Raw genomic sequence first — 26,744 nt, 5'->3', positions numbered from 1 at the left:
GCCGAAGAGATCGCCGTGCCCGCGACGGTTTTGCGCCGCGGTCTACGCTCGGGCCGCCGGATCGAGTCACAGTCCGCAGGAGGCGCTGCCGTACATGGCGATCGTTCGACGCCGCCCGGCGCTGGCCTGGGCCGTCCTCGTGCTCACCCTCGGCCTCACCGCCGCGACGGTGGCGGCCTGGTCGGTGGCCCGGCCGCCGCTGGACACGGTCCAGCTCTACGTCCTCGTCGATGTGCTGGACGGTGCCGTCTACGGCGCCGCCGCATGGGTGGTGCTCCGCCGGGCCTCCCACGCGGCGGGCTGGATCTTCGTCGCGGCCGGGGTCGGCGGTGCGGTGTCGGGGTTCAGCCGCACCTGGGGGCTGCTCGCCGCCGGAATGCCGGGGCTGTGGACCCATCGCCTGCTGACCGACGCCTGGTCGTGGGCCTGGATTCCCGGCCTGTTCGGCCTGCTGATCCTGCTGCCGTGGCTGCTGCCGCCGCGGCGGCCGACCGCCGGGGTCCGGGCGCTGCTGGCCTTCGGGGTCGCGTTCATCGGGATCGTCACCGTGGTCGTGGCGACGGACCCGTGGACCGCCCGGGCCGGCGGTGCGGTGCCGCAAGGGCTTCGCCGGGCGGTGTTCGGGTGGAGCGAGCCGGTGCTGGTGCTGCTCGGTCTCGCCGCCGCCGCCGGGGTGTTCCTGCGCCGGCACCGCGCCCCGGCCACCGAGCAGGGCGGCCTGGGCTGGCTCGCGTGGGCGACCGTGCTGTTGTCGCTGGCGTTCCTGCCGCTCGCGGTCGCGCCGGCGGCCAGCGGGGTCGCGCCCCCGCTGCTGATGCTCGCCTCCCAGGCGCTCTTCCCGGCGGCGGTCTTCACGGTCGTGCTCCGCCTGCGGCTGTGGCGGGTCGACATCGCCGTGCGGCGCACCATGCTGTGGCTGCTGATGACCACGCTCGTCGTGGCGGGCTACGCCGGCTCGGTCGCGCTGGTCGGTGCCACCGGCGCGCCGACGCCGCAGATCCTGGCGACGGCCGCGGTCGCGATCGCGTTCTCTCCGGTGCGCCAGTGGGCGCAGCGTCGCGTCGACCGGCTGGTGTACGGCGAGCGCACCGCCGACCTGATCCGCACCGTCAGCGACGGCCTGCACGGCGCGGCGGAGCCCGGCCGGCAGCTCCGCGACGTCGCGGAGGGGATCGCGGCGTCGATGCGGCTCGTCGGGTGCGTCGTGACGGTGGACGGCGCGGCGGTGGGCGTCCTGGTGACGGGACTGGCCGGTGAACCGATGAGCGTGCCCCTGACCCGCGACGGGCGGGCCATCGGGGAGCTCGTGGCGTGGCCCCCGGCCGGGGAGCGGCTCGACGGCCGGTCCGCGGCGACCCTGGCCGGCCTGGCGCCGGTCGTGGCCGCTCTCGTGGACCTGACCCGGCTGGACCGCGAGCTGACCCGGTCGCGGGCCCGGGTGGCGCAGGCGCGCGACTCGGAGCGGCGGAAGCTTCGCCGCGACCTGCACGACGGCCTCGGCCCGGCGTTGAGCGGGATGGGGTTCGCGCTCGCGGGGGCGCGCAACCTCCTGCGGGCCGACCTGGACCGGCCCGCAGTCGCGGCGGCCGACAGGCTGCTCGCGGGGCTGGGCGACGAGGCCGCCCGCTACGCGGGACAGGTGCGGGACCTCGCCCGTGACCTGGTCCCGCCGGTGCTGGACACGGATGGGCTGCTGCCCGCGCTGCAGGAGCTGAGTCACCGGTACGCCGCCGTCGGGTTGACGGTCCGGGTGGAGGCGGAGGCGGTGCCGCTCCCGGAGGACGCTGTCGTGGCGATCTATGCGGTGGTGACGGAGGCGGTCCGCAACGTGCACCGGCATTCCGGTGCCGACGCGTGCACGGTCGCGGTACACCGGCAGACTGAATGTGTGGAGGTGTCGGTGCTCGACCAGGGCAACGGTTTCGGGACGCGGGCGCGTGCCGGGGTGGGCCTGCAGTCGATGCGTGAACGGGCGGAAGGCCTCGGCGGCGTGCTGACGGTCGACGGCCGAGCCGGCGGCACCGCCGTCCGGCTGACCATCCCGGTGCGGCGGCCATGACCGCGGTGAGCTCGCCGGTGCGGGTGGTCGTCGTCGACGACCACCCGGTGTTCCGGATGGGCATGGTCGCGTTGCTGTCCACGCTCGACGGCATCAGCTGCGTGGGGGAGGCCGACGGCGCGGCGACCGGCGCGGCGGTCATCGCCGAGCACCGGCCCGACGTGGTGCTGATGGACCTGCGGCTGGGCGACGGGTCCGGGGTGGTGGCGACGCGGGCCGCCGTGCAGGCGGACCCGCAGCTCGGTGTGCTGGTGGTGACGATGCTCGACGATGACGACTCGGTGTTCGCCGCGCTCCGCGCCGGCGCCCGCGGCTACGTGCTGAAGACGGCCTCACCCACCGAGATCGAGCGGGCGGTGCACGCGGTCGCGGACGGCGAGGTGCTGCTGGGCCGCGGGGTTGCGGCGCGGGCGGTGCGGCTGCTCAGCCCGGCCGCGCACCGGGCGCCGGCGGCGTTTCCGCAGCTCACCGAGCGCGAGTTGGAGATCCTCGACCTGGTCGCGGCCGGGCTGGACAACACGGCGGTCGCCCGGCGGCTGGCGCTGAGCACCAAGACCGTGCGCAACCACCTGTCGCGGGTACTGACGAAGATCCGGGCCCCCGACCGCGGCCAGGCCATCATCCGGGCCCGCGAGGCCGGTCTCGGCGGACCGTAGTCCCACCGCGTAGGGCGGGCGCTCGCCCGCCCCACGCGGTGCCGTTCAGGAACTGGGTGCGGCGTGCTGAGCGATGGCCTTTGCCGTTTCGAGGCTCTGCATCATCATCTCCACGGCCGGGATGCCCTCGGTGTAGCCGGGATGCGTGGCCAGGCGCACGCTCGCGGCCTCCAGCGAGTCCCGGACGCGGTTCGAGCGCAAGGCCGACAGCCACCAGACGCAGTCCGCCACCGGGTCGGGGTTGACCACGGGACGGTCCGGGTTGGTCGTCCAGCCGCACGACAGCAGCTTGTACCTGCCTTCGTTCTGGCCCGTACGCGGGTCGAACGTCCCGTCCGGCCGCACGACGCACTGGTTGTTCTGGACCGCCGAACAGTAGGTGCTGCGCGCCTTGCTGAACGGCGCCACGACCTGCGACCAGCGGTACTCGGACGGCAGCTTGTCCACGCCGACCAGGTACAGGGCCAGCTGCTCGTCCTGCTGGAGCGAGCGGCCGAACCCGAGCCGCACGTACGCGTCGAGCAGCCGGGCCGCCGTCGTCATCTGGCGTACGTACGTGTTCAGCTGATCACCCGCCGTCGTCATCCTGCGCTCGACCTCGGCGTAGTAGTTGCCGGCGACCGAGTTGTGCCAGTTGCGGACCCGGGTGATGGCGGCGGCGTCCGCCGAGACCGTCATCGGTGCCGACGTCTCGAACTGCGCCTTGTAGGTCGGGTCCCACTTCTCGCTCAGCGCCTGGTCGGGCGACGTCTGCCAGGACGTCTGTCCCGACCGCGGCGGGTAGTACTGGCCCATCCTGCCGTACGGGAACACCTTCTCCCACTGCCGGACCGTGCTGAACTGACCGTCCCAGCCCTGCTGGATGCGCATGGTCACCTTCAGGTCCGCGTAGATGGCGTACGGCTTGTCGCCGCCCGGCTCCTCCGGCTGGACCATGTTCTCCCAGTTGGTGTCGTAGCACACGCGGACCGAGGTGTTCGCCCGTGCGTACGATGCGACCCACAGCTCCTGCGGAAGCGCCAGCAGCTGCACGTTGGCCGGTCGGTTCCGCTTCGGGGCGCCCGCCCGCGTGCAGTCCTCGACGATGGTCGGCTCGGCCGTCGGTTTGTTCGGCACCGCCTGGTTCGCCGGGCCGAACTGGTTGTACGCCGGGTGCCCCACCCGCGGCACGTCCCGCAGCTTTTCGAGCTCGGTGAGGAGCCCGTCCGATCCAGCTCGGTACCGCTTGATCAGGCTCTCGATGATCGGGTTCAGCCGGGCCGGGTTGTCGCCGGTCGGCGTGCGCGGCTTGCTGAACGTCGCCGCACCGCTGAGGATGGCGTTGCCCGACTTGATGAATCCGTCCGATAGGCCCGGCTGGGTCCTGGAATGGCCCGGATTCTGCGCCATCAGCATCTTGTACGGCTCCGTGGCCCCCAGCCAGAACTCCGCGTTGGGCGTCAGGCCCACCTCGTCGGTGCCGGGCATGCCCAGATACTGGCGGGCATAGGCGTTGAGGTACTGGATCGCTCCGGAGGCGTGGTAGCCGTCCAGGACCGTGTTGGCGTCCGTGTCGGGAGCCTCGAGGTTCAGTGGGATCGTGCGGGCCATCGGCTCGTTCTTGGCGACGGTGTCGGCCGACGTCAAGAGGTCGGTGGCAGCGCCCAGATAGGTGGCGGGCTTCTTGTCATTCCACGGCAGGTCGTACCCGTGCATCGGCTTGAAGCCGACCGCATCGTTGAACCAGTAGGCGACCGGGATGGAGCGCTCGGCTCGTTCCGCCTCGAAGATCGCCAGTCCCCAGAATTCGACCTTGTACGTCAGGGCAGCGAGCTGGCTGGTGATGTCGGCCAGCTGCTGGCTCGTCGCGTCGTGCAGCTGCAGCAGGATTCCGAACTGCGACAGCATCTGGCTGTAGATCTCGGTGAGCGCGGGTTCGATCCGGTCGAACCGTTCGCTCATCTGGTTCGACATGGTGACCACCTCCTGGCGGAGCTGCCGCAGCTCGTCCCAGATCTGTTCGTCGGGCGAAGGCCACCCGCCGAACAGCGGCACCAGCGTCTGGATGGCGCCGAGCACGTTGCCCGCCATCATCAGCGCGCTCATCGACGTCAGCGCCGCGACGAGTCCCTTGGACGCGATCGTCGGCAGCCAGGCGTTGACCGCGGTGGCGATCTGGACCGCCGCCTTCCCGGTGACGGCGGCGATCCGACCTGCCCGATAGTCGGCGAACCCGATCAGCGTCGACAGCAGCTGGACCGCACCGGCGGCGCCGTGGATCCACTGCTGCCGCTGGGCCGCCTGCGCCTTGGCCTGGTCCAGCGCCGCCTGCGTCGGGTTGCCGCCGTTGATCGGGAACTGCGCGTTCAGCGCGTTGGCCGCCGCGGTGGACTCGGCGAGCCGGGCGTTGATCTTGTCCAGCAGCTGCTTGAGCTGGCCGTTGCCGTCGTTGACGTAGTCCTGCGCGTTGTACCCGTGGTCCAGCAGGCCCTTGACGTTGATGTAGGTCGCGATGACCGGGTCGGCCTGCAACTGGTCCGAGCCGGCCTTGGACGACACGTTGTACCTGACGCCGAACTGGCCGTCCCAGGCCGCCGCGAACGTCGGATCGTCCATGCCGAGCCGGGCCACGGCGCCCCAAACCCGGTCCTCGACCGCGTACACCTGGTCGAAGAACGAGTACATGAACTGCGACGCCGCGACCTGGTCGACCATGTTGCCATGGACGCTCAGCTGCGGGCCGAGCGTCGACTCGATCAGCGCCTGCATGATCGGCGCCGTGACCTCCCCGGCCGGGTGGTTCGCCGACAGCTCGATCAGCTTCACGACGAACTCGTACGCCGGCCGCTCCAGGTCCTCCGTCCGCAGCTGGCTGTCGTACCAGTTGCCCATGATGACCGCGTGGTCCATCAGGTCCTTCGCGGTGGCGTTGGGGTGCGTCTGGCGGTAGCCGACCATCTCGGCGCTGAGGAACATGTGCTCCAGCCCCTGCACGCCCTGCGCCCGGTTGCGCATGTGCGCCGAGAAGAGCCGATCCCTCAGTGCGAGGGGGTCGATCTGTACCTGGACCGCCGCGTACGCGGCACCGGCGTCCCCGACGCTGCCACCGGCGACCGTCACCAGCGTCAGCATCGCCGCGAGCAGAAGCCGCATTCGCCCGGTGAACAATCTCGACCGCGGCCGCTGCCGTCGTGTTCTGACCATCGTGTTTCCCTTCCGGCCGCGGCGGCGTGCCCGGTCGGGCGCCGCTCGCCGCAGGCCAGCCCGACCCTGAGCGGGGAGTGGGCCCGGGCACCAGGGACGGCTGTCCCTGCCACCCCGGACCGCCGCTGTCGGCTGGCGGACACGAATCGCAGGCAACCATAGACGCTTCTGGCAACAGTATTTACAACTGAAGAAGTTTTGTTTACAAATAGGCATGGACGGACGTCCATCTGTGGTAGCCCCATGGTCGGAAGGTGACCCCCCATGCCCAGACCACGTGTTCTTGCGCTCCTCGCCGCGGCCGGCATAGCGCTGGCCGCCGCCGGCGCCGCGATCCTGCCGGCGACCGCGTCCAACGCGGCCACCGCCTGCGCCGCCGCGTACAACAACTCCGCCGTCTACACCGGCGGCATGCAGGTCTCGTACAACAGCCACAACTGGACCGCCAAGTGGTGGACGCAGTACGAGGCGCCGAGCACCGGTGGCTCCGGCGTGTGGGCCGACAACGGCTCGTGCGGCGGGTCCGGCGGCGGTGGCGGTGGTGGCACGGCCTGCAACTACCCCGCCTGGGTCGCCGGGCAGTACTACGCGGTCGGCGCGATCGTGCGCTACACCAACGGGCTCTACTACCAGGCCACCCATGAGAACCCCGGCTACGATCCGACGATCAGCACGTGGTTCTGGAGCCCGTACGCGTGCTCCGGCGGTGGCGGTGGCGGTGGTGGCGGCACCACCGGGTTCGTGGTCAGCGAGGCGCAGTTCAACCAGATGTTCCCGAGCCGGAACGGCTTCTACACCTACGCCGGCCTGACCGACGCGATGGCGAAGTACCCCGCCTTCGCCAAGACCGGCAGTGACACCGTCAAGCGCCAGGAGGCGGCCGCGTTCCTGGCCAACGTCGGCCACGAGACCGGCGGCCTCGTCTACATCAACGAGATCAACACCGCCAACTGGCCGCACTACTGCGACTACAGCCAGCCCTACGGCTGCCCGGCCGGCCAGTCCGCGTACCACGGCCGCGGTCCGATCCAGCTCAGCTGGAACTTCAACTACAAGGCGGCGGGCGACGCGCTCGGCGTCGACCTGCTCAACAACCCGGACCTGGTCGCCACCAACTCGTCGATCTCCTGGCAGACCGGCCTCTGGTACTGGATGACCGGCACCGGCAACGCCGGCACGACCTCGCACAACGCCATGGTCAACGGCCAGGGCTTCGGCACCACGATTCGGGCGATCAACAGCATCGAGTGCAACGGCGGCAACCCGGGTCAGGTGCAGAGCCGGGTCAACCTGTACAACCAGTTCACCGCCATCCTCGGCGTCCCCGCCGGCAGCAACCTCACCTGCTGAGACCCGGGCGCGTCTGCCGGGTGGGGTCGAGCCGCAGCGGACCCCACCCGGCAGGCACGCCTCAGGCGGCGCAGGGAAGGGGCCCGCCGTTCCAGCTCACCATCTCGGCGAAGACGGGGGCGGAGGGCAGGTAGGCGCCGGCGGGAGTGCCGGTGCGTTCGGCGTAGGCGCGGTGGAGGTTGGCCACGAGACGCTCCGGCTCGCCCCAGCCGGCGAACTCGCCGAGGTCGGCCTCCAGGGCCGCCTCCAGCGGGGTGAGGCCTGCGGCGAGGCCTCGGTCGGCGAGGTCGTCGAGCCAGCGCAGGTAGGCCGTCGTCGCGTCGAGGGCCGCGGCGCCCGCGACCGGGCCGTGCCCGCCGACGACCACCTCGGGCTCCAGTGCGGCGAGGGCGGCGACGGCGTGCAGGCTGCCGTGGACGGAGCCCATCAGCACGAACGGCGTGTGCCCCGGCATGACCACGTCGCCGGTGAAGAGCACGCGCTGCGCGGGCAGCCACGCGACGACGTCGCCGGTGGTGTGGGCCGGGCCCGGGTGCCACAGGCGCACCTCGGTCCGTCCGACGTGGACGGTGAGCCGGTCGGTGAACGTCAGGTCCGGCAGGAGCAGCGGCTGGTCGCCCCAGTCGACGCCGGGCCAGACCTGACGCAGCGCGGTGCCGCGGGCCGCCATGTCCGTGCGGGCCGTGGCGTGGGCGACGATCGTGGCGGGCGGGGCGAAGACGGCGTTGCCGAGGGTGTGGTCGCCGTGGTGGTGGGTGTCGACGACGACGCCCGGCGGTGCCGGGGTGACCCGCCGCACCGCGTCGCGCAGCGCCAATGCCCTGGCGAGGGTCGCGGCGGTGTCGACGAGCAGCGCGGCGGTGCCGTCGTGGACGAGCCCGGCGTTGTTGACGCACCAGCCGCCGTCCGGCTGCACGTACGCGTGCACGCCGTCGCCCACCTCGATCAGCGTCATGCCGTCACCTCCGCCGTGGTGGCCCCAGGTCCGGCATCGGGCCGCTTCACGCCGGCCCTGTGCCGGCGGCGACGACCTCGCAGACGTGCGGGTCGCCGGTGGAGACGGTGGAGACCCGCAGCGCGGTGCGGAAGGCCTCCTGCGACGTGGCGGTCCGGAACGCGGCGAGGTCGCGCCACTCGGCGATGTTGACGTAGACGTCGGGGTCGGTGGTGGAGCGCACCAACTGGTAGCGGACCAGGCCCGGCTGGGCACGGAAGAACGCGGCGACGCCGGCGTAGAGCCGTTCGAGGTCCTCGGCGGGCCCGGTGAGCCGCAACGTGTTGACGAACACGACGGTGGTCATGGACCGACCCTGGACCGTTCTCCTCCAGTCGCCCTGGAGTCACGCTGCACCATGCTTGCCCTACTAGACGCGTAGGTCTAACGTAATGGACTATCAAGTCCAACTGAACCAACGGGAGTGATCATGGCAGTCGCCGAGGCCCCACCGGGGGAGACCGGGCACCGTGGACCGGACTGGGCCGTGCTGTCGCTGCTCTGCCTCGGGCAGGTGATGGTGGTGCTCGACGTGTCGATCGTGAACGTCGCACTGCCCGCCATCCGGGCGGACCTCGGCTTCAGCGACTCCGGCCTGCAGTGGGTCGTCAACGCCTACACGCTGACCTTCGCCGGCTTCCTGCTGCTCGGCGGACGGGCCGCCGACCTCTTCGGCCGGCGCCGCATGTTCATCACCGGCCTGGTGCTCTTCACCGTCGCGAGCCTCGTCGGCGGCCTCGCCCAGGACGAGCTCACCCTCATCATCGCCCGCGGCGCGCAGGGCCTCGGCGGCGCGATCCTGTCGCCGGCCACGCTGACGCTGCTCACCACCACCTTCGTCGAGGCGCCGAAGCGCGCCAGGGCGATGGCGGCCTGGAGCGCGGTCTCCGGCGGCGGTGCCGCGATCGGCTCGCTGCTCGGCGGCGTGCTCACCGACCTCATCAACTGGCGCTGGATCCTGTTCGTCAACGTGCCGATCGGCCTCGCCGCGATCGTCGCGTCGCTGCGGGTGCTGCCCCTGGGCCGCCCCGACCCGGCCGCCGGCCCGCGCCGTCTCGACCTGCTCGGCTCGCTGCTGGTCACCGCCGGTCTCGTCGCCGTCGTGTACGGCACGGTCAACAGCCAGGCCCACGGCTGGGGCGACCCGGTCACCTTCGGCCCGCTCGCCGTCGGCGTCGTGCTGCTCGCCTGGTTCGTCCTGCACGAGGCGAAGGTCGCCGAGGCCCCGGTCGTGCCGCTGCGGCTGTTCGCCTCCCGCGGCATCACCGTGGCCAACCTCGTCATGTTCTGGCTCGGGTGCGCCGTCATCGCCCACTTCTTCTTCCTGTCGCTGTACATGCAGAACGTCCTCGGCTACGACGCCCTCGCCGCCGGGCTGGCGTTCCTGCCCGGCGCGATCGCGATGACGGCCGGTGCCTACGCCGGGCCGGTGCTGCTCAAGCGGGTCGGCGTCCGGCCGCTGCTGATCGGCGGGCCGCTGCTGTCCGGGATCGGCCTCGCCTGGCTGTCGGTGATCCCGGTCCGCGGCTCGTACGCCGCCGACCTGCTCGTGCCGATGATCCTGGTGACGCTCGGCGCGGGCATCGCGATGACCCCGCTCGCCATCACCGCCACGTCGGGCATCCCGCGGCACGAGGCCGGCCTCGCCTCCGGCGTCATCAACACCACCCGGCAGGTCGGCGGGTCGCTCGGCCTCGCGGTGCTCGCCACGATCGGCGCGACCCGGGCACAGCACCTGCTCGCCGCGGGCACGGCCCAGGCCGACGCGGTCGTCTCCGGGTACCGCCTGGCGTTTCTGGTCGGTGCGGCGTTCGCGGTGGTCGGCGCGCTCACGTCGATCGCGGCCCCCGGCCCGGCCCCGGCGCCTGCCGCGGCCCCCGAACCGGCGGCCGAACCGGCCTCCGGGCCCGCCGCCGCCGAGCCCGCCGCGGCCAAGTCCGCGTCCTGACCCGTCCGGGCCTGCCCGGGCCGGGTCCCGCCGGGCCTGCCCGGGCCGGGTCCTGCCGGCCGCGACAGCCCGCGACCGGCGGGGCACGCGGGTGCCCGGTGCCATCGCTCCACAGCCCGGTGCCGGCCGTGCCTCGCCGGCCGGCACCGCCATCCCTGAACGGCCGTCTCTAACGGAAGGTGTCGGCGTGGTCCTCGGCCCACTGGCGGAAGCTGCGCGGCGCCCGGCCTGTCACGTCCTCGACCGTCGGCAGGACTCTTGCGCGGAACGGGCCGGCCACCGCGCGTGCGGACAGCACCGCGTCGACCACCTCCGCGGGCACCCGCCGGGCCATCGCCGTCCGGGCCTGCTCAAGGCTGAGCTCCTCGAAGCGCAGCGGCCGGTCCAGGACCTCGGCGAGGACAGCGACCTGCTCGGCGGGGCTGATCGCCGCCGGGCCGCTCAGCGGCAGCACCGCACCGTCGTGCCCGCCCCTGAGCGCCGCGACCACCACCGCGGCGATGTCCCGCGGGTCCACGATGGACGCGCGCAGGTCCCCGAACGGCGCACGGACGACGCCGGCCTGCCGCACCGACGGCGCCCACTCCGACGCGTTGGACATGAACCCTCCGGGCCGCACGATCGTCCAGGCCGGCCCGGCGTCCCGCACGGCGCGTTCCCCATCGGCGTGCCAGCGGCCGAGCAGCCCGTCCGGGGCCTCCTCGGCGGCGAGGGACGAGAGCGCGACGAGCCGGGTCACCCCTGCCTTCGCGGCGGCCTGCGCCAGGTTGGCGTCGTGCTCGGCCTTGCGCGGCCCGACCGACAGCAGGAACACCCGGTCCACACCGTCCAACGTGGACGGGAGGCTGTCCGGGTCGCCCAGGTCGCCGGCGGCGAGCTCGACATCCGGCAGCAGCGTCGCCGCCCGTGCCGGGTCCCGGGTCAGGGCGCGCACGGGCTCGCCCGCCTCCAGCAACTGCCGCACCACCGCGCGTCCGACGGTGCCCGTGGCACCGGTCAACAGGATCGTCATGCGTCCGTGTCTAACCGCACCCCCTCCAGCTCCGCTGGAGCCCCGTGCGGCGCGGCCGGAGTCTCGTGCGGCGCGGCCGGAGTCTCGTGCGGCGTGGCTGGGGACTCGCGCGGCGTGGCTGGAGTGGAGCCGGGCTCCATGGCAGCTCCAGTGGCCGCTCCTAGCGTCGGGGGAGCCGCGTCCGACGACACCTGGGAGTCCACAGTGGAGCTGAATCCCGCCCCGATCCTCGACATCGCGTCGGGTGCCCGCCGCGCGCGGCTGCTGTTCGCCGCCGCCGACGTCGGCGTCTTCGGCGCGCTCGCCGAGGCACCCGCGACCGCCGAGGAGGTCCGCGCGAGGCTGGGGCTGCACAGGGAGGGCGCCGGCGACCTGCTCGCCGGGCTGGAGGCGCTCGGGCTCGTCGAGCGCCGCGACGGCCGCTACCACAACGGTCCCGCCGCGGGCCGCTACCTGGTGCCCGGCCGGCCCGAGTTCCTCGGCGGGTTCCTGGACTTCCTCGACCACACTCTGCACCCGGCCTGGGACGGCCTAGCCACCAGCCTCCGTTCCGGCGAACCCGCGAACGCGCAGGCCGGCGCCGGCGACCCCTACGCGCCGGTGCACGCCGACCCCACCTCGCGGACCGCGTTCTTCGACGCGATGGACGTGCTCAACGCGCCGATCGGCGCGGCCCTCGCCGAGCTGGACTGGAGCGGCTTCGAGCACGTCGTCGACGTCGGCGGCGCCCGCGGCAACATCGCCGTGCACCTGGTCAAGGCGCACCCGCACCTGCGGGTCACCGTGTTCGACCTGCCGGACGTGCGGCCGGCCTTCGAGGCGCACGTCGTCGACAACGACCGGGTCACCTTCGCCGGTGGGGACTTCTTCACCGACCCGCTGCCGGCCGCCGACGCGGTGCTGTTCGGACATGTGCTGCACAACTGGCCCGTGGAGCGGCGCCGGTTCCTCGCACAGGCGGCCTTCCGCGCCGTGCGGCCCGGCGGCGCCGCGTTCGTCTACGACCCGATGCTCGACCCCGACCGCCCGCAGCTGCCCAACGTCCTCGCCAGCCTCAACATGCTCGTCTGGTCCGCCGGCGGCGCCGAGTACACCTTCGCCGACGCCGCGACCTGGTTCACCGACGCCGGGTTCGCCACCGTGTCGCACGCCCCGCTGGTCGCGACCACGAGCCTGCTCACGGCGCGGAAGGAGTGAGGCGGTGGCCGTCCGCGTCGCCCGTGACCCCGACGTCACGCGCAAGGCGCTCACCAGGTGGCTCGCCGGCCGGTTCGGCGCGCCCGACCTGCGGCTCGGGCCGGTGACCGTGCCGCCGTCGACCGGCTTCTCCGCGGAGAACCTGGTCGTCGACGCCACCTGGACCGGCCCCGGGGGTCCGGCCCGGCGACGGCTGGTCGTGCGCGTCGCGCCCACCACCTATCAGCTGCACCCCCGGCCGCGGTTCTGGCAGCAGTACCACGTGCAGCGACTCCTCGGTGAGCGCACCGACGTGCCGGTCGCGCCAGCACTCGGCTTCGAGCCCGACCCGGAGGTCCTCGGCGCGCCGTTCTGCGTGCTCGGCCACGTCGCCGGGGTCGTCCCGGCGGACCTCCCCTCGTACCATCGCGAAGGTTGGCTGCACGACGCGCCTGCCCCCATGCGGGCGGCGGTGTGGCGGCACGCCGTCGACGTCCTCGCCCGCATCCACCGCGTCAACCTCCCGCCCCTCGACCTGGGGCCGTCGGAGCCGGCCGCGCAGGTCGAGGAGCTCGCCGCGGACCTCGACTTCTACGGCTGCGCAACGGATCCGCACATCCGAGCCGGGATCGGCGCGCTGCGGGCGACCGTGCCTGCGCAGGCCGGGCCGCCGGTCCTGCTGTGGGGTGACGCCCGGCTGGGCAACATCGTCTTCGACGGGGCGTCCGTGGCCGCCGTCCTCGACTGGGAGACGGCCGGGCTCGGCGCACCCGAGGCCGACCTGGCCTGGTTCCTGCACCTGGATCGGCACCTCAGCGAAGGCATCGGCGCCGACCGCCTCCCCGGACTGCCGGACCGCGCCGCGACCGTCGCCCACTGGGCCCGCCGGGCCGGCCGCGTGCCGCACGCGCTCGACTTCCACCGGGTGCTCGCCGCGGTCAGGTTCGCGGCCGTCACCGCCAGGGTCACCGCCCTGCTGACCGGGCACCGCCTGGTCCCCGCCGACTTCCCCCTGCACCGCAACGCGACGCGCCTGCTCGCGACCACACTCAAGGAGGTCGGCACTTGAAACTGTCCATCCTGGACCAGTCCCCGATCGGGACCGGCCAGTCACCGGCGCAGGCCCTGCGCAACACGGTCGAGCTCGCCGAGCTCGCCGACCAGCTCGGCTACACCCGCTACTGGGTCGCCGAGCACCATGCGATGCACTCCCACGGCGGGAGCGCCCCCGAGGTGCTCGTCGCCGCGATCGCCGCCCGCACCAGCCGGATCCGGGTCGGCTCCGGCGGGGTGCTGCTGAGCCACTACAGCCCGTTCAAGGTCGCCGAGGTCTTCCGTACCCTCGAGGCCCTGTACCCGGGCCGCATCGACCTCGGCATCGGCCGGTCCGCGGGGTCCAGCCCGATCGAGACCTACGCGCTGCGGGGCGCGTCGTCGCTGCCGGACGACTTCGACGACAAGCTCGTCCAGCTGCTCGCGTTTCTCGACGGGAGCTTCCCGCCCGGGCACCCGTTCCACGACATCGTCGTCACCCCGACCGGCACCGGACGCCCCGAGGTGTGGCTGCTCGGCTCCAGCCCGCGCAGCGGCGCCGTCGCCGCCCAGCTGGGCCTGCCCTACGCCTACGCCCACTTCATCAACCCGGCCCCGACCCGCGCCGTCTTCGCCGACCACCAGGCCCGCACCGGCGGCACCGGCAAGGCGATCCTGGGCATCGGCGTCTACTGCGCCGACACCGACGCCGAGGCCGAGCGCATCTACGCCACCCAGCGGGCGTTCCGCAAGCGGCTCACCCGCAACGACGTGCGCCCCGTGCCGACCCCGGAGCAGTCGCTGCTGGAGCTCGCCGACGGCGACGACCCGCTCGGCGCGGAGCGCTTCGAGTTCCCGCGCTACGTCCACGGCACACCGGACCGTGTCCGCGACCAGATCCTGGCCATCACCGAGGCGACCGGCGCCGAAGAGGTCATCGCGCTCGCCACCATCCACGACCATGCCGACCGGCTGCGCTCCTACGAGCTGCTGGCTTCGGCGTTCGCGCTGCAACCCGCTCTCGCCTGAGAGGATTCCGATGCGTTTCGGTATCAACCTGTTCCCGACCGTCGGCCCGTCGGACAAGGCGGCGGTCGAGTACTTCGACGACGCGCTCGCCCTGGTCGAGCTCGCCGAGCAGCTCGACTTCCACCACGTGAAGACGGTCGAGCACTACTTCTTCGCCTACGGCGGCTACAGCCCCGACCCGGTCACCTTCCTGGCCGCCGCGGCCGCCCGCACCTCCCGGATCCGGCTCATCACCGGCGCGGTCATCCCGGCGTTCACGCACCCGATCAAGCTGGCCGGCAAGCTGGCCATGCTCGACAACATCTCCCACGGCCGGCTCGACGTCGGCTTCGGCCGCGCGTTCCTGCCCGACGAGTTCGCCGCGTTCGGCATCCCCCTGGACGAGAGCCGCCCCCGCTTCGACGAGGGCGTCTCCGCCGTCCGTCAACTGTGGACCACGACCGATCTCGTGTTCGACGGACAGTTCCACCGGTTCGGACCCGTCACGCTGCTGCCCCTGACCTACCAGCGGCCGCACCCGCCGATCCTCGTCGCCACCGCGATCACCCCGTCGTCCGCGGCGTCCGCCGGTGCCAACGGTTACGGGCTGCTGCTCGTACCGTCGATCAACAAGCGGGAGAAGGTCCAGGAGATGATCGCCGGCTACCGCGCGGCCCGCGCCGCCGCGGGTCTGGACCCCGCCGGCGAGGACATCCACCTCAGCTACAACTGCTACCTGTCCGAGGACGCCGGCGAGGCGTACCGCAACGGCCGCCGCTACTCCGAGTGGACGAACGCCCGCCTCCTGGAGGCGGTCTCGGCGTGGGGCGTCACCCGCAGCTCCGGCTACGAGGGCTACGAGAACATCGTGCAGAAGGTGTCGTCGGCGGACTTCGACAGCTCGCTGCGCGACAACAAGGCCCTCGTCGGCACCCCCGCCGAGGTCGTCGACCGGGTCACCACGATCCGCGACTGGTTCGGCGACGTGACGATCAGCCTGCAGGTCGTCTCCGGCAACATGCCCCTGTCCGAGTCGCAGCGCACCATCCGCCTCTTCGGCGAGCAGGTCCTGCCCAAGTTCAGCTGACCGGCGCCTGGATCAGCGCGCGCATGACGTCGCGCGGCAGGGACGGGTTGGCCGCGGCCTCGGCGACCCCGTCGTCGAGGAGCGCGATGAGCGTCCCGGCATCCAGGGCGGGGTGCCGGGCCGCGGCCCGCCGGGCCTTCCCGTCGGCCAGGCACGCGGCGAGCGCGGGCCCGGTGGCGTTGGGATGCCTGGCGATCTCGCGGAGGGCGAGCTTCGCCGGCGGCCGCAGCGTCGCGATCCGCAGCAGCAGGTCCGCGGGGCAGGCGGGGTTGCCGGCCAGCGCGCCGGCGACCCGTACGCCGTGGGCGGTGAGCATGGCGTGCATGCGGGCGGGGGAGACGCGGGGGTTGCGCGCGACCGCCTGGAGCACCGCCGCGTCGGGGTCCGCGGCGAGGGCGTCGACGAGGTCGCCGGGCAGCCCGGGGTGCCGCGCGGCGAGCATCCGGACGGCCGGCACCCTGGACGTCGCGAGCTCCCGCAGCTCGCCGGCCGTGGCGCCGGCGATCCGCGGCAGGACCGCCGGACCGGTCCCGCCTGCGGCGGTGAGCGCCTGCGGCGGTGTCGCCTCGATCTCGGCGGCGAGGCGCGACAGCGGCGTCGGTCCGGTCCGGGTGGTGGCGGCGAGGCCGGTGAGGATGTCGAGCGGGACGTTCGGGTTGTGCATGAGGCACTGCTGCACGCCGGGCGTCGGGTCGGCGGCCATGCTCCGCAGCGTGGCGACGTCGACGGCGGGGTTGGCGGCGATCGCGTGGCGGACCTCGGGCACGGGGTCGGTGGCGAGGCGGGCGTACTCGTCCTGCGGCAGGTCCGGCCGGGCCGCGACAGCCCACCGGACCCAGGAGTCCGGATGCCGGGCGAGGAGCACGAGGGCCGGCGCGGGCGTGGAACGGTTCCCGGCCGCCATGCTCTGGATGCCGCGGACCGCGCTCTCGTGGCCGCCGTCGCAGGCCTCCCAGTCCGCGGGTTGATGAGTTCCGTCGCAGCCCGGGCAGGCCTCGGCGGGCGGGTGGGCACCGTCTCGCGCCAGGGCCGCCAGTACCCCGCCCGGTGTGGCCTCGTTGGCGGCCAATGCCATTCGGACCCGGGTGTGCGGGTGCCGGGCCAGCCGCTCGGCGAGCGTCGCGGTCATCGCGGGCGACCTCGCGGCCTCGTCGACGACGTCCTTCTCGGGGTCGTCCGCGAGCTGCGCCACCACCTCGGCGGGCGTGTGTGCGGCGGACGCGAGCAGCTGGCGGATCCAGGGATCGGGTGACGCCGCGTGCGCGTGTGCCCACTCCGGCGGCGCCCCGGTGGCGTCCAGCAGCGCGGCGACGATCCGCGCGTCGCGCCCGTCGACGTCGGCGGCCAGCAGGTGTCCATGGTGGACGAGACAGACGGCGGCGTCGGTGCTCCGTGCCGCGATGGCGCGGACCTGGGCGGCGGACAGGTCGTCCCGCCACGCCAGGTCGTCGAGCAGCTCGTCGTCACCGGCGGCGATGAGCGCGTCGAGCAGGTCCGCCGGCAGGGCCGGGTTCTCCGCCAGGCCGTTGAGAAGTCCCACCCGTGCAGTGTTCCGCCCGGCCCTGCCCGACGCGACCAGTTTCGGGCCGACCCCTCGACCGGTCAGGCGGCGAGGAAGCCGGCGACGGCGGCCGCGAACGCCGCGGGTTCGTCGACCCACGGGTAGTGGCCGGCGCCGGGGATGGTGACGTGGCGGGCGTGGGGGAGGCCGGCGGCGGCCACGTCGCCGATGCGGACGCCGGTGAGGGCGTCGCGGTCGCCGGTGAGGACCAGGACCGGGGCCGGGACGGTGGCGAAGTCGTCGAGCCAGCCGGTGGAGGTGCCGGCCCAGAAACCGGCCCAGGCGTCCAGCGCGAATTCGGTGCGCTGCGTCGCGGCGTGGGCCTGCTGGTGGGCGTCCCAGCGGCCGTACGCGGCCGGGGTGTAGCGGTCCAGGACGTCGAAGACCTGGGCGGGTGGGGTGTCCGGCGGCAGGCTCAGCAGCTCACCCGCGGCGTCGCTGACCGACGAGAACCAGGGGGCGTCGGTGCGGGTGGCGAGGATGTCGCCCACGTCGTCGCCGCCCTTGCCGTACAGCTGCGGGCTGGGTGAGACGAGGATCAGGCGGTCGATCCGGGTGGGGTGCCCGGCGGCGTAGGCGCTGGCGACGACCGAGCCGGCGGAGTGGCCGAGGAGGTCCAGGCGGTCCAGGCCGAGGTGGGCGCGCAGCGCCTCGACGTCCCGGGCGAGGCTCGGGTACGCGTAGGTGGCCGGGTCGGCGGGCCGGGGCGAGGCGCCGGTGCCGCGGGCGTCGTAGCGGATGAGGGTCCGCGACGCCGACAGGCCGCCGAGGTCCTCGAGGTACCCGGCGGCCCGCGGACCGCCGGGGACCAGGACCAGCGGCGGCCCGTCGCCGATCGACTCGTAGTGCAGGACCGTGCCGTCGTAGCTGGTGAAGGTAGCCATGCAGCGACGCTACGAACGGCCGGTCGACGCCCGCTGCAGTCCCGCTACAGCGCGAGGCGCAGGACCGCCTTGCCGTTGACCTTCCGGTCGCGCAGCGCGTCCCAGGCCGGTGCCGGGTCGGACCACGGCGTCGTGAGCGCGACCTGCGGGTCGAGCCGGCCCTGCGTCACGAGGCCGACGAGCGTGGCGAGGTCGCGGCCGACCGGCTGCCGGCGCGTCTCCTGGAACAGGTGCAGGTACCGCAGCGACACCCCCGGCCGGAGCCGGCCCCAGTCCAGCGGGAGCCGCAGCGGCTCGCGGGTCGTGTTGCCGTAGCTGACCACGACCCCGTCCTCGGCGACCGACGTCCACGCCTGTTCCAGGGCGGCGCCGCCGACGCTGTCGAGCAGGACGTCCACCGGTTCGGCGATGGTGTCGCCGTACAGGCCGACCGCCGCAGCACCGAGCTTCGCCAGGCCGTCGCCGCGGCCCGCCGTGCCCACCCGGGCGATGACCCGCGCGCCGGCGGCTGCCGCGAGCTGCACCGCGACCCGGCCGACGCCGCCGCCAGCGCCGGTCACCAGGACCGTCCGGCCGAGCAGCCAGCCGGCGTGCCGGAGGGCGTAGAGGGCGGTGAGGCCCGCGACCGGCAGCGCCGCGCCGGTCGTGTCGGGGACCGTGTCGGGCAGCGCGGCGAGATGGCCGGCGGGGATCGCGACCCGCTCGGCGAACCCGTCCCGCCCCGCGAGCCCGACGACCCGCGCGCCGGCGGGCGGGCCGGAGCCGTCGTCGGCGGCCCGCTCGACGACCCCGGCGACGTCCCAGCCGAGCCGCGACCCGGCGGGCAGGCTCGCGGCCACGGTCAGGTCGCCGCGGTTGAGCCCGGCCGCGTGCACCGCGACGACGGCCTCCCCGGGCGCCGGGTCCGGTTCGCCGACGTCGGCGGGGGCGGCGTCGCCCCCGCCGGTCGTGACGAGCGCCCGCACGGGCTCAGCCCGCGGGCGCGAGGTCGCGGTTGGCGAACGCGTCGACGTCGAACCCGCCGGGCGTCGACAGCGGCAGCACCTCGAGGCGCAGGTGCGAGGAGAGCGGGTTGCCGTACAGGACGTCGGTGAGCTCCTCGTGCGAGGCGACCTCGTAGATGTTGAGCCCGCCGGACTGGCCGACGACGATCCAGCTGTGCTTGATGATGCCCTTGTCGATCAGGCCCTGGATGTAGCCGAAGCCCTCCGGCAGCCGGTGCCGGAACTCGTCGGAGCTGATCCCGATGGGGTTCTGGTGCGTGAAGACGGCGAACAGTGCCATGGATGCCCTCCAGGGTGAGCGTCCCGCGTGGCGCGGGCTCACGGACCAGCCTGTTCGCGGCCGGTGCAGCGGGACTGGAGCGCTCCTGGAGCCCCGCGACACCGTCCCCGTCGCGGTCCGGGAGTGGTCCGGGAGTGGTCAGGGGAGCGGTCAGGGGCGGTCGGGGTCCGTCGCGGTGTCGAGCTTGAGCTCCTGCAGGCGCAGGCCGTCCAGGAGCAGGTCGAGGCCGGCGACGAACTGGTCGCGGTCGTCGTGGTCGCGCAGGTCGGCGGCGGCGCGGGTCAGGAACGGGAACGCGGCCGGGTCGAGGGCCTCCCACTGCGCCGCCAGCTCGGCCAGGACCGTGTCCCGGCTCACGCCGGCGGCGGCGGTCGCGGCGTTGCTGCTCTCCTGCGCGGTGACGCTGGTGACGAAGTTGAAGATGGCCGTGGCGGTCACGAAGTGGCGCTCGGGCGGCAGCGTGGTCTTCGCGACCAGCGTGCCGATGCGGTCCAGCAGGCGCAGCGCGTTGGGCTGCGGTGGGACCACGCCGATGTGGGACGCGGCCCACGGGTGCCGCTCGAAGGTGTCGTAGATCGCGAGGGCCAGCGTGTGCAGCGACGCGTCGGCGCCGCCGGTGAGCGCGTCGCCCATGACCCGGTCGGCGGCGAGGCGGACCAGGTCGTCCTTGTTCGCCACGTGCCAGTACAGCGCGCCCGCACCCGTCTTGAGCCGCTCGGTGAGCAGCTTGAACGTGAGCCCGCGCTCGCCGTGCTCGTCGAGCAGCTCGACGGCGGCGGCGGCCACCACCTCTCTCGACAGTCGTGCGGTGCGGCCCTTGGCGGGTGTCTGTGGCATGCCTCCATCTTGACACGGACTGGAATGTCATTCCAGAATCGGAGAGTAATGGAATGACATTCCAGAAGGGGGTGCGAGATGAGTGTCGACGTCATCGAGGTGCGCAAGCCGGGGCAGGCCACCTCCCTGCGGGCGGTCTGGCCAGCCATCCTCGGGCTGTCGGTCGTCTTCCTGGTGGAGATGCTCGACAACTCCGTGCTCAACGTGGCGCTGCCCACCATCACGCGGGACCTCCACGCCTCCGCCGCCGACCTGCAGTGGATCACCTCCGGCTACTCGCTGCTCTTCGGCGGCCTGATGATCGCGTTCGGCTCCATCGCCGACCGGTACGGGACCCGGCGGGTCATGCTCATCGGACTCGGCCTGTTCGCGCTCGCCAGCCTCGCCGTGCTGGCGGTCCGCACGCCGGGCCAGCTCGTCGCGGTGCGGGCGGTCATCGGCGTCACCGCGGCCATGACCGCACCCGGGACGATGGCGCTGTGCTTCCGGCTGTTCGACCAGGAGAACCTCCTGATGCGGGCGACCGGCCTGATCTCCTCGGTCGGCCTCGTCGGCCTGGCCGTGGGGCCGACCGTCGGCGGACTGGTGATCCAGGTGCTGCCGTGGCAGGCGTTGCTGCTGCTCAATGTGCCGATCGCGGCGCTCGCGATCGCGTGCATCCGCTTCGGCGTCCCCGCCGACGACCCCATGCACCGCAACCGCTCGCCGCTGGACCTGCCCGGCGCCCTGCTCGGCACGGCCACGATCATCCTCGCCCTGTGGACGGCCACCCTGGCGGTCGAGGAGGGCTGGGGTCACGCGAAGCCGTGGCTCGCCGGCGCGGGCGCCGTGCTCAGCGCGCTCGGGTTCGTGATCCGGGAGCGCAGCACCGCCCACCCGATGTTCGACTTCGCCCTGCTCAAGCGCCCGTCGGTGTCGGCCAGCCTCGCGTACCAGGCGGCGATCGGCCTCGGGCTCGCCGTGCTCACCTTCAGCGTCTCGCTGCAGCTGCAGCTCGTCTGGGGCTGGTCACCGGCGCAGGCCGCGCTCGGCAACCTCCCGCAGATCGTCACCATGCTCGCGGTCGGGCCGTTCGTGGAGAAGTTCGTCGAGAAGATCGGCGCCCGCCTGGCCGGCCCGGTCGGCGCGGCCGCCGTCATCGCGGGCCTGCTGATCTACGGCCTCCTCGGCCGGCAGCACTACGCCTGGATCGCCGCCGCGCTGGTACTGACGGCCGCCGGCATGCGGGTCGTCATGATCATCGCCGCCGTGACGGTCATGCGCGGGCTGCCCGAGGACCAGACCTCCATCGGCGCCGCGCTCAACGACACCAGCCAGGAGGTCGCGAGCAGCGTCGGCATGGCCGTCACGGGCACGATCGTGGCCGCCGCGCTCGTCGGTCCGCTGACGGACGTCGGCACCCGCGCCGCGGCGACCCACAGCTTCGAGAACGCCATCACCGTCGCGACGCTGACGCTCACCGCCGTCTGCGCCGCCCTCGTCCTCTGGGCGATCCGCCGTAGCCGCAAAGGCTGATCTCCAGCCGCGCGTCGATGCCATACCGTGATCGGACCACTTCAGGAGGTAACCATGAAGATCGAAGGATCCGTCGCGCTGGTCACCGGCGCCAACCGCGGCCTCGGCCTGCACATCGCCCGCGAGCTGCTCGCCCGCGGCGCGACCGTGTACGCGACGGCCCGCGACCCGCGATCCGTCGACCTGCCCGGAGCGATAGTCCTGCCGCTCGACGTCACCGACGCCGCATCGGTGGAGGCCGCCGCGGCCGCGGCCGGCGACGTCACGCTGCTGGTCAACAACGCCGGCGTGGCGACGTTCGCCAACCTCGTCGACGGCGACCTCGACGACATCCGCCTCGAGATGGAGACGCACTTCTTCGGCACGCTCCGCGTGGTCCGCGCCTTCGCCCCGATCCTGGCCGCCAACGGCGGCGGCGCCGTCGTCAACCTCCTGTCGGTGCTGTCGTGGATCACGTTCCTCAACGCCACGTCCTACGCCGCGGCGAAGGCGGCCGAGTGGAGCCTCACCAACGGCATCCGCCTCGAGCTCGCCGCCCAGGGCACCCAGGTCTCCGGCGCCCACCTCGGCGCCGCCGACACCGACATGATGTCCCGCTGGGACGTGCCGAAGCTCGACCCCGCGGCCGTCGCGACCGCCGTTGCCGACGGCGTCGCCCGGGGCGACCTGGAGATCCTCGTCGACGACGCCGCCACCGGCGCCAAGCAGGCCCTCGCCGCCGACCTCAGGACGGTGTACCCGCAGCTGTCGTGACCGCCCCACCCGCCGCGGCCAGCCGGTCGGCGAGCAACTGCGTCACGGCCGGGGTGTCGATGATGCCGTCGCCCGTCAGGCGCGCGTAGGCGTCGACGGCCTCGGCGATCGTCATCCCATCCCGGCGGAACACCGCGAGCAGCCGCACCCGCACCGGACGGTTGACCTCGGGGTCGGCGTGCACCCGGGCGAGCCCGACGCGGGCGATGAACGCCTCCCGGGCGATTCCGATAAGCGGACCCCAGTCGCAGGCCACACCCTCGGCCCCGCAGTCGCACTGCATCGAGACGGACGACTCGATGCGCCCGTAGATGACGGACTCCTCCGGCCAGCTCCGGCTGATGCCGCCGCACTGGGCGCACGGCGCCAGCAGCACGTCACCTTCACGCCGCAGCATGCCGCCACTGTACCGACGACCGGCGGCGCTGCGGGGAGCGCGACCGCACCGGCGCCGAGGCCGTGGGAAGGCCGGCGGAGCTGGCGTGGCGCCGGCTGGTCGCCGACGCCACGCGTCTGCCTCGCTAGGACGGCATCAGGGCAGCATCGCCGGGTTGCCGGCCAGCGCCGCGACCTGGTCCGCGGTGAGGAACGCCTTGTCCAGGGCGGGTTTGCGGTCGGTGGCGGTGTCGTGGGGGTAGACGGGGACGGTGCGCTGAGCGGTCACGCTGAAGTGGCCGCCCTGCAGGTAGCGGCGGGCGACGATGACGTCGCCGCCGTCGCCGTGGTCCTCCAGCCAGACCACGACCGGCACGCCGGCGACGTCGACGATGCGGCAGTCGCGGCCCGCGTCAGGCAGGGCGCACAGGCCGCCGGGCGGCACGGTCTCGCTGGTCTGCGCCAGGTACGCGCCGAGGTAGCCCTCCCCGTGCCCGTCCGAGACGACGACGTGGGCGGACATCACCACGAGCGCCGAACCGGTCGGCGAGTCCAGGCGCATCGCCGGCGTGCTCGGACCGGCGAACGGGTACTGGGTGTGTCCCGAGTACCCCGCCGGCAGGGCCGCGACGAGCAGGTCGTACACGGCGCGGTCGTGCGTCGGGAGCGCCTGCGCCGACGGTACCGGCGCCGCGGACGCGACCTGAGAAGCGGTGGGCTGCGCGGCGGGCACGGCGACGAACGGCGCGGGGGCCGTCGGGCGGGACGGCAGCAGCGCGGGCGCGACCAGGGCCGCCGCGACCGTCACGCCGGCGAGACCCGCGGTGGCGGCGACGACCCGGTCGCGGGTCCTCGCGGCCCGGGCGGCGACCGCGAGGACCCGCTCCGCCTCACGCAGCGGCGGCGCGTCGTCGAGGGCGAGGTCGCAGAGCATCTTCACGTCGTTCACTGGAGTCCTCCGGGGCTGGTCGGTCTGAGGTCTTCGAGGGTGTCGCCGAGCACCTCGCGCAGGTTGTCGAGGCCGCGGGCGGTTTGGCTCTTCACGGTGCCGGTGGAGCAGCCGAGCACGTCGGCGACCTGCTCGACCGACAGGTCCGCCCAGAAGCGCAGGACCAGCACCGCCCGCCGCCCTTTCGGGATGCGCAGCAGCGCCCGCTTGAGCACCTGCCGGTCCTCGACGCCCCGCTGGTCGGGGACGCTCGCGTCGAGCACCTCGTCGTCGGGCGTCGGGCGTTCCCGCCGCCACGGACGCCGGCGCTCGTCGAGGAAGGCCCGCAGCAGCACCCGCCGCGCGTACTGGTCGAGCACGTCGTGCCGGTCGATCCGGCCCCACGCGCGGTACAGCTTCGTGAACACAGTCTGGGTCAGGTCCTCGGCGAGGTGCCAGTCCCCGCACAGCAGGAAGGCGGTGTTTCTCAGGTGTCCGGCGCGGGCGGCGTAGTACGCGACGAACTCGTCGTCGTGCGGGCGCCGGCCGCGCCTCAGAATTCGCATCATCATCGCGATAGACACGTACAGCACGCGGAAATGGGTTGCTCGGGCAGGCGGTCACGCTCACGCCTCTGGCGAGTTCGCCCGTGACAACGCACCGCCGAGGGCCGGTAGGCTGCGGGTGGCCGCTACTGGCGCGGGTGGACACCACCGGGGACCGGCCGGATCGATGGGTGTGGCGCCGTCCGCCTGGGCGCCTCCGGGAAGCAGACGTCCTGCGAAACGGAGGCACGGTGGACCTGCGCCATGGCATGAACCCGCACCAGCGACCCGCGAAGATGACATCGCTCGACCCGGGGCGGCCGCCGTTGCGGTTCCTGCACGGGGCGCCGTCGTTCGTGAACGTGCTCGACGCGGCCGGGGCCTGGCAGCTGGTGCGGGAGGCGGCGGCCGCGCTCGGCGGGCCGGTCGCGGCGTCGTTCAAACACGTGTCGCCCGCCGGGGCCGCGACCGCGGGTCCGCTCGACGGGGTCATGGCCGCCACGTACCGGCTGAATCCCGCCACAACCGGGCGGCCTGGCTGGCCGGGAGGGACGGGATCGCGTTCGTCTCCGACGGGGCGCTGCCCTTCGCCGACAACGTGGAGCACGCCGCCCGGCACGGCGCGCGGTACATCACCGAACCGGGCGACTCGATCCGCTCCACCGACGTGTCCGCCGAGTGCGACCGCCGCGGCATCACCCTCGTCCGGACGGGAATCCGGCTGTTCTGCCATTGAGCCCGGAGGCACGGCGGCCCCCGGCATGACGCGGCTCTCAGTGCGGACACAGGGATCGAGGACGATGATCGGGGTATGACGGCGGTGTTGGAACGTCCGGCCGCGGTACTGGTCGCGGTCTCGCGGCCATGGTTCTGGCCGGTGTCGTGGGTGCCGGCGTACCTCGGCACGGTGCTGGCGGGTCACAACTGGCTGCCCGCGCCGGCCGACCGGGGGCGCGCGCTCGTGGCGCTGCTGGTGCTCGGGCCGCTCATCTGGGGCGCGGTGCTGGCCCAGAACGACCTGCAGGACCTACGCAGCGACCGCGACAACCCGCGCAAGGCGACGGCCCCACTGGTCACCGGAGCGGTCTCCGCCAGGCGATTGCGGGTGTGGTACCGGTGGCTGGCGGTCACCTGCGTCGCGGCCGCCCTGTACGTGGGTCCGCTGTTCGTGCTCGGCGTCGCCGGGGTGCTGCTGCTCGGCTGGGCGTACAGCGTGCCGCCGCTGCGGCTGAAGACCCGGCCCGGCTGGGACGTCGCGGTCAACGCGCTGGTCGTCGGGGTCGTGTCGCCGGCCGCGGGCTGGGCGATCACCCGGCCGCCGTGGGAGTTCCCGTGGCAGTTCGGGCTGATCGGCCTGCTCTTCGCCGCCGCTCTGTACGTGCCGACCACCGTCACCGACCTGGCCGCCGACACGGGCGCGGGCGACACGACGTTCGCCGTGCGGTTCGGTCCACGGTCCGCGCACCGGCTCGGCGTCGCGCTGTGGGCGGCGGCGCTGGCGTTCTGCGTGCTGCTGGCATGGCTGGACGTGCTGGTGCCGCGCTCGACGCTCGTGCCGCAGCTGCTGATGACACCGGTCCTGCTCGCCGCCTACGCGGTCCTGACCCGCCGCCCGACGATCACGAAGATGGCCGTGGTGTCGATCCTGTTCGGCATCCCCACGATCGGCTTCGCGCTCGCGTACATCGGCTGACGCGGCGGCGGGTCCTTGACCTTGCCCCAAGGGAAGGCCGCAGACTCGGGGGCGTGGACGGAAAGCACCTGCTGGCAGGGCAGTTCGGGGCGGCCTCGCGGCTGTCGCCGAAGGCCCTGCGCCTGTACGCGGAGCAGGGGCTGCTCATCCCGGCCGAGGTGGACCCGGCGACGGGCTACCGCTACTACCGGCCGGACCAGCTGCCCCGGGCCCGGCTGATCGCCAGGCTCCGGTCGCTCGGGCTGCCGCTGGCGAAGATCGGTGCCCTGCTCGACCTCACCCCGCAGGCGCGGGCGCTGGAGCTACGGGGGTGGTTGCGCACGCAGCGCGACCGGCTCGACGAGCGCGCCGCGGTGGTCGAGGCGGTCGACCGCTCCGGCGAGGACCTCGCGCTCGCCGGAGCGGTCCGGCTCCGGGACGTCGCCGCGACCAGGGCCGTCTGCCGCCGGCGGCAGGTCGACATCCGCGGGCTGAAGGACCTGATCCGCACCGCGGAGCGGGACATCCGGGCGCACCTGCGCGACTCGGGGCTGCCCGCCGACGGCCTGCGGCGGGTCTGCTTCCACGAGCTGGTCACGCCCGACAGCGAAGCGCCGGTGGAGGTGTCGGTCGCCTGCACCGGCCCCGTCGACCCGGTCGACGACCTGTACGTGCGACTGATCCCGGCGCACACCGAGGCGTACCTGCCCGTGCCGGCGCCGATGGAGGACTATCCGCTGATCCTGCGAGTGTACGACGCCGTCGAGGCGTGGACGGACGCGCGGCCCGGGATGGTGACCACCGGCCGCCCGTACGAGGTCCACCCGGGCACCGCCGGCGCGCGGTTCGACGTCGCATACCCAGTCTCACCATAGGAGCACCGAT

The 26,744-nt window shown here is 73.4% G+C and carries 25 protein-coding genes, 1 pseudogene and 1 riboswitch; of the genes and pseudogenes, 14 read left to right on the top strand and 12 right to left on the bottom strand.

Annotated elements, in window-relative coordinates; genetic code table 11:
- The first annotated feature begins 94 nt into the window (after positions 1–94).
- Both ABD332_RS46310 and ABD332_RS46305 read left to right on the top strand, forming a co-directional pair.
- Entirely contained in the window at positions 95–2,059 is a 1,965-nt protein-coding gene (locus ABD332_RS46310; protein WP_344511046.1) for a histidine kinase, read from the top strand.
- Complete coding sequence (locus ABD332_RS46305; protein WP_344511044.1) at positions 2,056–2,715, top strand: response regulator; 660 nt, start codon at positions 2,056–2,058, stop codon at positions 2,713–2,715. The genes ABD332_RS46310 and ABD332_RS46305 overlap by 4 nt, the downstream gene beginning before the upstream one ends.
- Positions 2,716–2,760: 45 nt before the next feature.
- Here the strand turns inward: ABD332_RS46305 and ABD332_RS46300 are convergent, their stop codons facing one another.
- Positions 2,761–5,847 carry a hypothetical protein gene (locus ABD332_RS46300; RefSeq protein ID WP_344511042.1) on the bottom strand — a complete coding sequence of 1,029 codons (3,087 nt, stop codon included), beginning with the start codon at positions 5,845–5,847 and terminating at the stop codon, positions 2,761–2,763.
- Between the two features lie 315 nt (positions 5,848–6,162).
- On the opposite strand from ABD332_RS46300, the gene ABD332_RS46295 reads away from it, so the two are divergent.
- Positions 6,163–7,248 (top strand): glycoside hydrolase family 19 protein, encoded by a 1,086-nt coding sequence (locus ABD332_RS46295; protein ID WP_344511040.1) that lies wholly within the window; start codon positions 6,163–6,165, stop codon positions 7,246–7,248.
- 61 nt (positions 7,249–7,309) lie between these two features.
- Here the strand turns inward: ABD332_RS46295 and ABD332_RS46290 are convergent, their stop codons facing one another.
- Both ABD332_RS46290 and ABD332_RS46285 read right to left on the bottom strand, forming a co-directional pair.
- Complete coding sequence (locus tag ABD332_RS46290; RefSeq protein ID WP_344511038.1) at positions 7,310–8,203, bottom strand: MBL fold metallo-hydrolase; 894 nt, start codon at positions 8,201–8,203, stop codon at positions 7,310–7,312.
- A gap of 46 nt (positions 8,204–8,249) precedes the next feature.
- Entirely contained in the window at positions 8,250–8,549 is a 300-nt protein-coding gene (locus tag ABD332_RS46285; RefSeq protein WP_344511036.1) for an antibiotic biosynthesis monooxygenase family protein, read from the bottom strand.
- A gap of 123 nt (positions 8,550–8,672) precedes the next feature.
- Here ABD332_RS46285 and ABD332_RS46280 point away from each other — a divergent pair, with 123 nt between their 5' ends.
- Positions 8,673–10,190 (top strand): MFS transporter, encoded by a 1,518-nt coding sequence (locus ABD332_RS46280; protein ID WP_344511034.1) that lies wholly within the window; start codon positions 8,673–8,675, stop codon positions 10,188–10,190.
- A gap of 169 nt (positions 10,191–10,359) precedes the next feature.
- Here the strand turns inward: ABD332_RS46280 and ABD332_RS46275 are convergent, their stop codons facing one another.
- Positions 10,360–11,202, bottom strand: a complete 843-nt coding sequence (locus ABD332_RS46275; RefSeq protein WP_344511032.1) for an NAD(P)H-binding protein — start codon at positions 11,200–11,202, stop codon at positions 10,360–10,362.
- Positions 11,203–11,340: 138 nt separating this feature from the next.
- On the opposite strand from ABD332_RS46275, the gene ABD332_RS46270 reads away from it, so the two are divergent.
- Genes ABD332_RS46270 through ABD332_RS46255 form a run of 4 tightly spaced genes read left to right on the top strand, consistent with a single transcriptional unit; the run spans position 11,341 to position 15,505 of the window.
- Positions 11,341–12,399 (top strand): methyltransferase, encoded by a 1,059-nt coding sequence (locus ABD332_RS46270; protein ID WP_344511030.1) that lies wholly within the window; start codon positions 11,341–11,343, stop codon positions 12,397–12,399.
- Between the two features lie 4 nt (positions 12,400–12,403).
- Positions 12,404–13,447 carry a phosphotransferase family protein gene (locus tag ABD332_RS46265; protein WP_344511028.1) on the top strand — a complete coding sequence of 348 codons (1,044 nt, stop codon included), beginning with the start codon at positions 12,404–12,406 and terminating at the stop codon, positions 13,445–13,447.
- Entirely contained in the window at positions 13,444–14,439 is a 996-nt protein-coding gene (locus tag ABD332_RS46260) for an LLM class flavin-dependent oxidoreductase (RefSeq protein WP_344511026.1), read from the top strand. The genes ABD332_RS46265 and ABD332_RS46260 overlap by 4 nt, the downstream gene beginning before the upstream one ends.
- 10 nt (positions 14,440–14,449) lie before the next feature.
- A complete protein-coding gene (locus tag ABD332_RS46255; protein WP_344511024.1) occupies positions 14,450–15,505 on the top strand; it encodes an LLM class flavin-dependent oxidoreductase in 1,056 nt (351 codons plus the stop codon).
- On the opposite strand, the gene ABD332_RS46250 is transcribed toward ABD332_RS46255, so the two are convergent.
- From ABD332_RS46250 to ABD332_RS46230, 5 genes are all read right to left on the bottom strand, one after another.
- Positions 15,498–17,045 carry a hypothetical protein gene (locus ABD332_RS46250; RefSeq protein ID WP_344511022.1) on the bottom strand — a complete coding sequence of 516 codons (1,548 nt, stop codon included), beginning with the start codon at positions 17,043–17,045 and terminating at the stop codon, positions 15,498–15,500. The genes ABD332_RS46255 and ABD332_RS46250 overlap by 8 nt on opposite strands.
- Positions 17,046–17,107: 62 nt before the next feature.
- Positions 17,108–17,950, bottom strand: a complete 843-nt coding sequence (locus ABD332_RS46245) for an alpha/beta fold hydrolase (protein ID WP_344511020.1) — start codon at positions 17,948–17,950, stop codon at positions 17,108–17,110.
- A 44-nt stretch (positions 17,951–17,994) separates the two neighbouring features.
- The gene (locus tag ABD332_RS46240; RefSeq protein ID WP_344511018.1) at positions 17,995–18,915 is read right to left on the bottom strand and encodes a zinc-binding dehydrogenase; all 921 of its coding nucleotides are present in this window, start codon (positions 18,913–18,915) and stop codon (positions 17,995–17,997) included.
- Between the two features lie 4 nt (positions 18,916–18,919).
- Complete coding sequence (locus ABD332_RS46235) at positions 18,920–19,234, bottom strand: muconolactone Delta-isomerase family protein (protein WP_344511016.1); 315 nt, start codon at positions 19,232–19,234, stop codon at positions 18,920–18,922.
- Positions 19,235–19,384: 150 nt separating this feature from the next.
- On the bottom strand, positions 19,385–20,071 hold the full coding sequence (locus tag ABD332_RS46230) for a TetR/AcrR family transcriptional regulator (protein WP_344511014.1): 687 nt from the start codon (positions 20,069–20,071) through the stop codon (positions 19,385–19,387).
- A gap of 78 nt (positions 20,072–20,149) precedes the next feature.
- Between ABD332_RS46230 and ABD332_RS46225 the strand changes: the two genes are divergently transcribed.
- Positions 20,150–21,586 (top strand): MFS transporter, encoded by a 1,437-nt coding sequence (locus tag ABD332_RS46225; RefSeq protein WP_344511012.1) that lies wholly within the window; start codon positions 20,150–20,152, stop codon positions 21,584–21,586.
- 54 nt (positions 21,587–21,640) lie between these two features.
- Positions 21,641–22,339 carry an SDR family oxidoreductase gene (locus tag ABD332_RS46220; protein ID WP_344511010.1) on the top strand — a complete coding sequence of 233 codons (699 nt, stop codon included), beginning with the start codon at positions 21,641–21,643 and terminating at the stop codon, positions 22,337–22,339.
- Here the strand turns inward: ABD332_RS46220 and ABD332_RS46215 are convergent.
- From ABD332_RS46215 to ABD332_RS46205, 3 genes are all read right to left on the bottom strand, one after another.
- Positions 22,311–22,736 carry a hypothetical protein gene (locus tag ABD332_RS46215; RefSeq protein ID WP_344511008.1) on the bottom strand — a complete coding sequence of 142 codons (426 nt, stop codon included), beginning with the start codon at positions 22,734–22,736 and terminating at the stop codon, positions 22,311–22,313. The genes ABD332_RS46220 and ABD332_RS46215 overlap by 29 nt on opposite strands.
- A gap of 135 nt (positions 22,737–22,871) precedes the next feature.
- On the bottom strand, positions 22,872–23,663 hold the full coding sequence (locus ABD332_RS46210; RefSeq protein ID WP_344511006.1) for a hypothetical protein: 792 nt from the start codon (positions 23,661–23,663) through the stop codon (positions 22,872–22,874).
- Positions 23,660–24,208, bottom strand: a complete 549-nt coding sequence (locus ABD332_RS46205) for a SigE family RNA polymerase sigma factor (protein WP_344511004.1) — start codon at positions 24,206–24,208, stop codon at positions 23,660–23,662. Before ABD332_RS46205 ends, ABD332_RS46210 begins: the two co-directional genes overlap by 4 nt.
- A 114-nt stretch (positions 24,209–24,322) precedes the next feature.
- Positions 24,323–24,407: riboswitch (ZMP/ZTP riboswitch) on the top strand.
- Here ABD332_RS46205 and ABD332_RS60265 point away from each other — a divergent pair.
- The 4 genes and pseudogenes from ABD332_RS60265 to ABD332_RS46190 all read left to right on the top strand — a co-directional run.
- A pseudogene (locus ABD332_RS60265) lies at positions 24,379–24,654 on the top strand (hypothetical protein); the annotation flags it as partial. Its footprint overlaps the riboswitch before it by 29 nt.
- Positions 24,655–24,785: 131 nt before the next feature.
- Positions 24,786–24,923, top strand: coding sequence for a hypothetical protein (locus tag ABD332_RS46200; protein WP_344511002.1), 138 nt, complete (start codon positions 24,786–24,788; stop codon positions 24,921–24,923).
- Positions 24,924–24,998: 75 nt separating this feature from the next.
- Positions 24,999–25,880 (top strand): UbiA prenyltransferase family protein, encoded by an 882-nt coding sequence (locus ABD332_RS46195; RefSeq protein WP_344511000.1) that lies wholly within the window; start codon positions 24,999–25,001, stop codon positions 25,878–25,880.
- Between the two features lie 53 nt (positions 25,881–25,933).
- Positions 25,934–26,734: a MerR family transcriptional regulator gene (locus ABD332_RS46190; protein WP_344510998.1), complete on the top strand. Its 801-nt coding sequence runs from the start codon at positions 25,934–25,936 to the stop codon at positions 26,732–26,734.
- Positions 26,735–26,744: the final 10 nt, after the last annotated feature.

It is taken from the genome of Dactylosporangium maewongense, assembly GCF_039531485.1.
Lineage (GTDB): Bacteria > Actinomycetota > Actinomycetes > Mycobacteriales > Micromonosporaceae > Dactylosporangium > Dactylosporangium maewongense.
The sequence above is the reverse complement of the archived record's forward strand: the minus strand, read 5'-3'. Positions and strand labels throughout refer to the sequence as shown.

Bases quoted from the DNA above. Each gene is read 5' to 3' on its own strand.
- ABD332_RS46235 (WP_344511016.1), bottom strand. From the start codon at position 19,234: ATGGCACTGTTCGCCGTCTTCACGCACCAGAACCCCATCGGGATCAGC.
- ABD332_RS46270 (WP_344511030.1), top strand. From the start codon at position 11,341: ATGGCAGCTCCAGTGGCCGCTCCTAGCGTCGGGGGAGCCGCGTCCGAC.
- ABD332_RS46230 (WP_344511014.1), bottom strand. From the start codon at position 20,071: ATGCCACAGACACCCGCCAAGGGCCGCACCGCACGACTGTCGAGAGAG.
- ABD332_RS46215 (WP_344511008.1), bottom strand. From the start codon at position 22,736: ATGCTGCGGCGTGAAGGTGACGTGCTGCTGGCGCCGTGCGCCCAGTGC.
- ABD332_RS46305 (WP_344511044.1), top strand. From the start codon at position 2,056: ATGACCGCGGTGAGCTCGCCGGTGCGGGTGGTCGTCGTCGACGACCAC.
- ABD332_RS46295 (WP_344511040.1), top strand. From the start codon at position 6,163: ATGCCCAGACCACGTGTTCTTGCGCTCCTCGCCGCGGCCGGCATAGCG.
- ABD332_RS46280 (WP_344511034.1), top strand. From the start codon at position 8,673: ATGGCAGTCGCCGAGGCCCCACCGGGGGAGACCGGGCACCGTGGACCG.
- ABD332_RS46275 (WP_344511032.1), bottom strand. From the start codon at position 11,202: ATGACGATCCTGTTGACCGGTGCCACGGGCACCGTCGGACGCGCGGTG.
- ABD332_RS46245 (WP_344511020.1), bottom strand. From the start codon at position 17,950: ATGGCTACCTTCACCAGCTACGACGGCACGGTCCTGCACTACGAGTCG.
- ABD332_RS46225 (WP_344511012.1), top strand. From the start codon at position 20,150: ATGAGTGTCGACGTCATCGAGGTGCGCAAGCCGGGGCAGGCCACCTCC.
- ABD332_RS46300 (WP_344511042.1), bottom strand. From the start codon at position 5,847: ATGCGGCTTCTGCTCGCGGCGATGCTGACGCTGGTGACGGTCGCCGGT.
- ABD332_RS46195 (WP_344511000.1), top strand. From the start codon at position 24,999: ATGACGGCGGTGTTGGAACGTCCGGCCGCGGTACTGGTCGCGGTCTCG.
- ABD332_RS46290 (WP_344511038.1), bottom strand. From the start codon at position 8,203: ATGACGCTGATCGAGGTGGGCGACGGCGTGCACGCGTACGTGCAGCCG.
- ABD332_RS46310 (WP_344511046.1), top strand. From the start codon at position 95: ATGGCGATCGTTCGACGCCGCCCGGCGCTGGCCTGGGCCGTCCTCGTG.
- ABD332_RS46285 (WP_344511036.1), bottom strand. From the start codon at position 8,549: ATGACCACCGTCGTGTTCGTCAACACGTTGCGGCTCACCGGGCCCGCC.
- ABD332_RS46220 (WP_344511010.1), top strand. From the start codon at position 21,641: ATGAAGATCGAAGGATCCGTCGCGCTGGTCACCGGCGCCAACCGCGGC.
- ABD332_RS46205 (WP_344511004.1), bottom strand. From the start codon at position 24,208: ATGCGAATTCTGAGGCGCGGCCGGCGCCCGCACGACGACGAGTTCGTC.
- ABD332_RS46255 (WP_344511024.1), top strand. From the start codon at position 14,450: ATGCGTTTCGGTATCAACCTGTTCCCGACCGTCGGCCCGTCGGACAAG.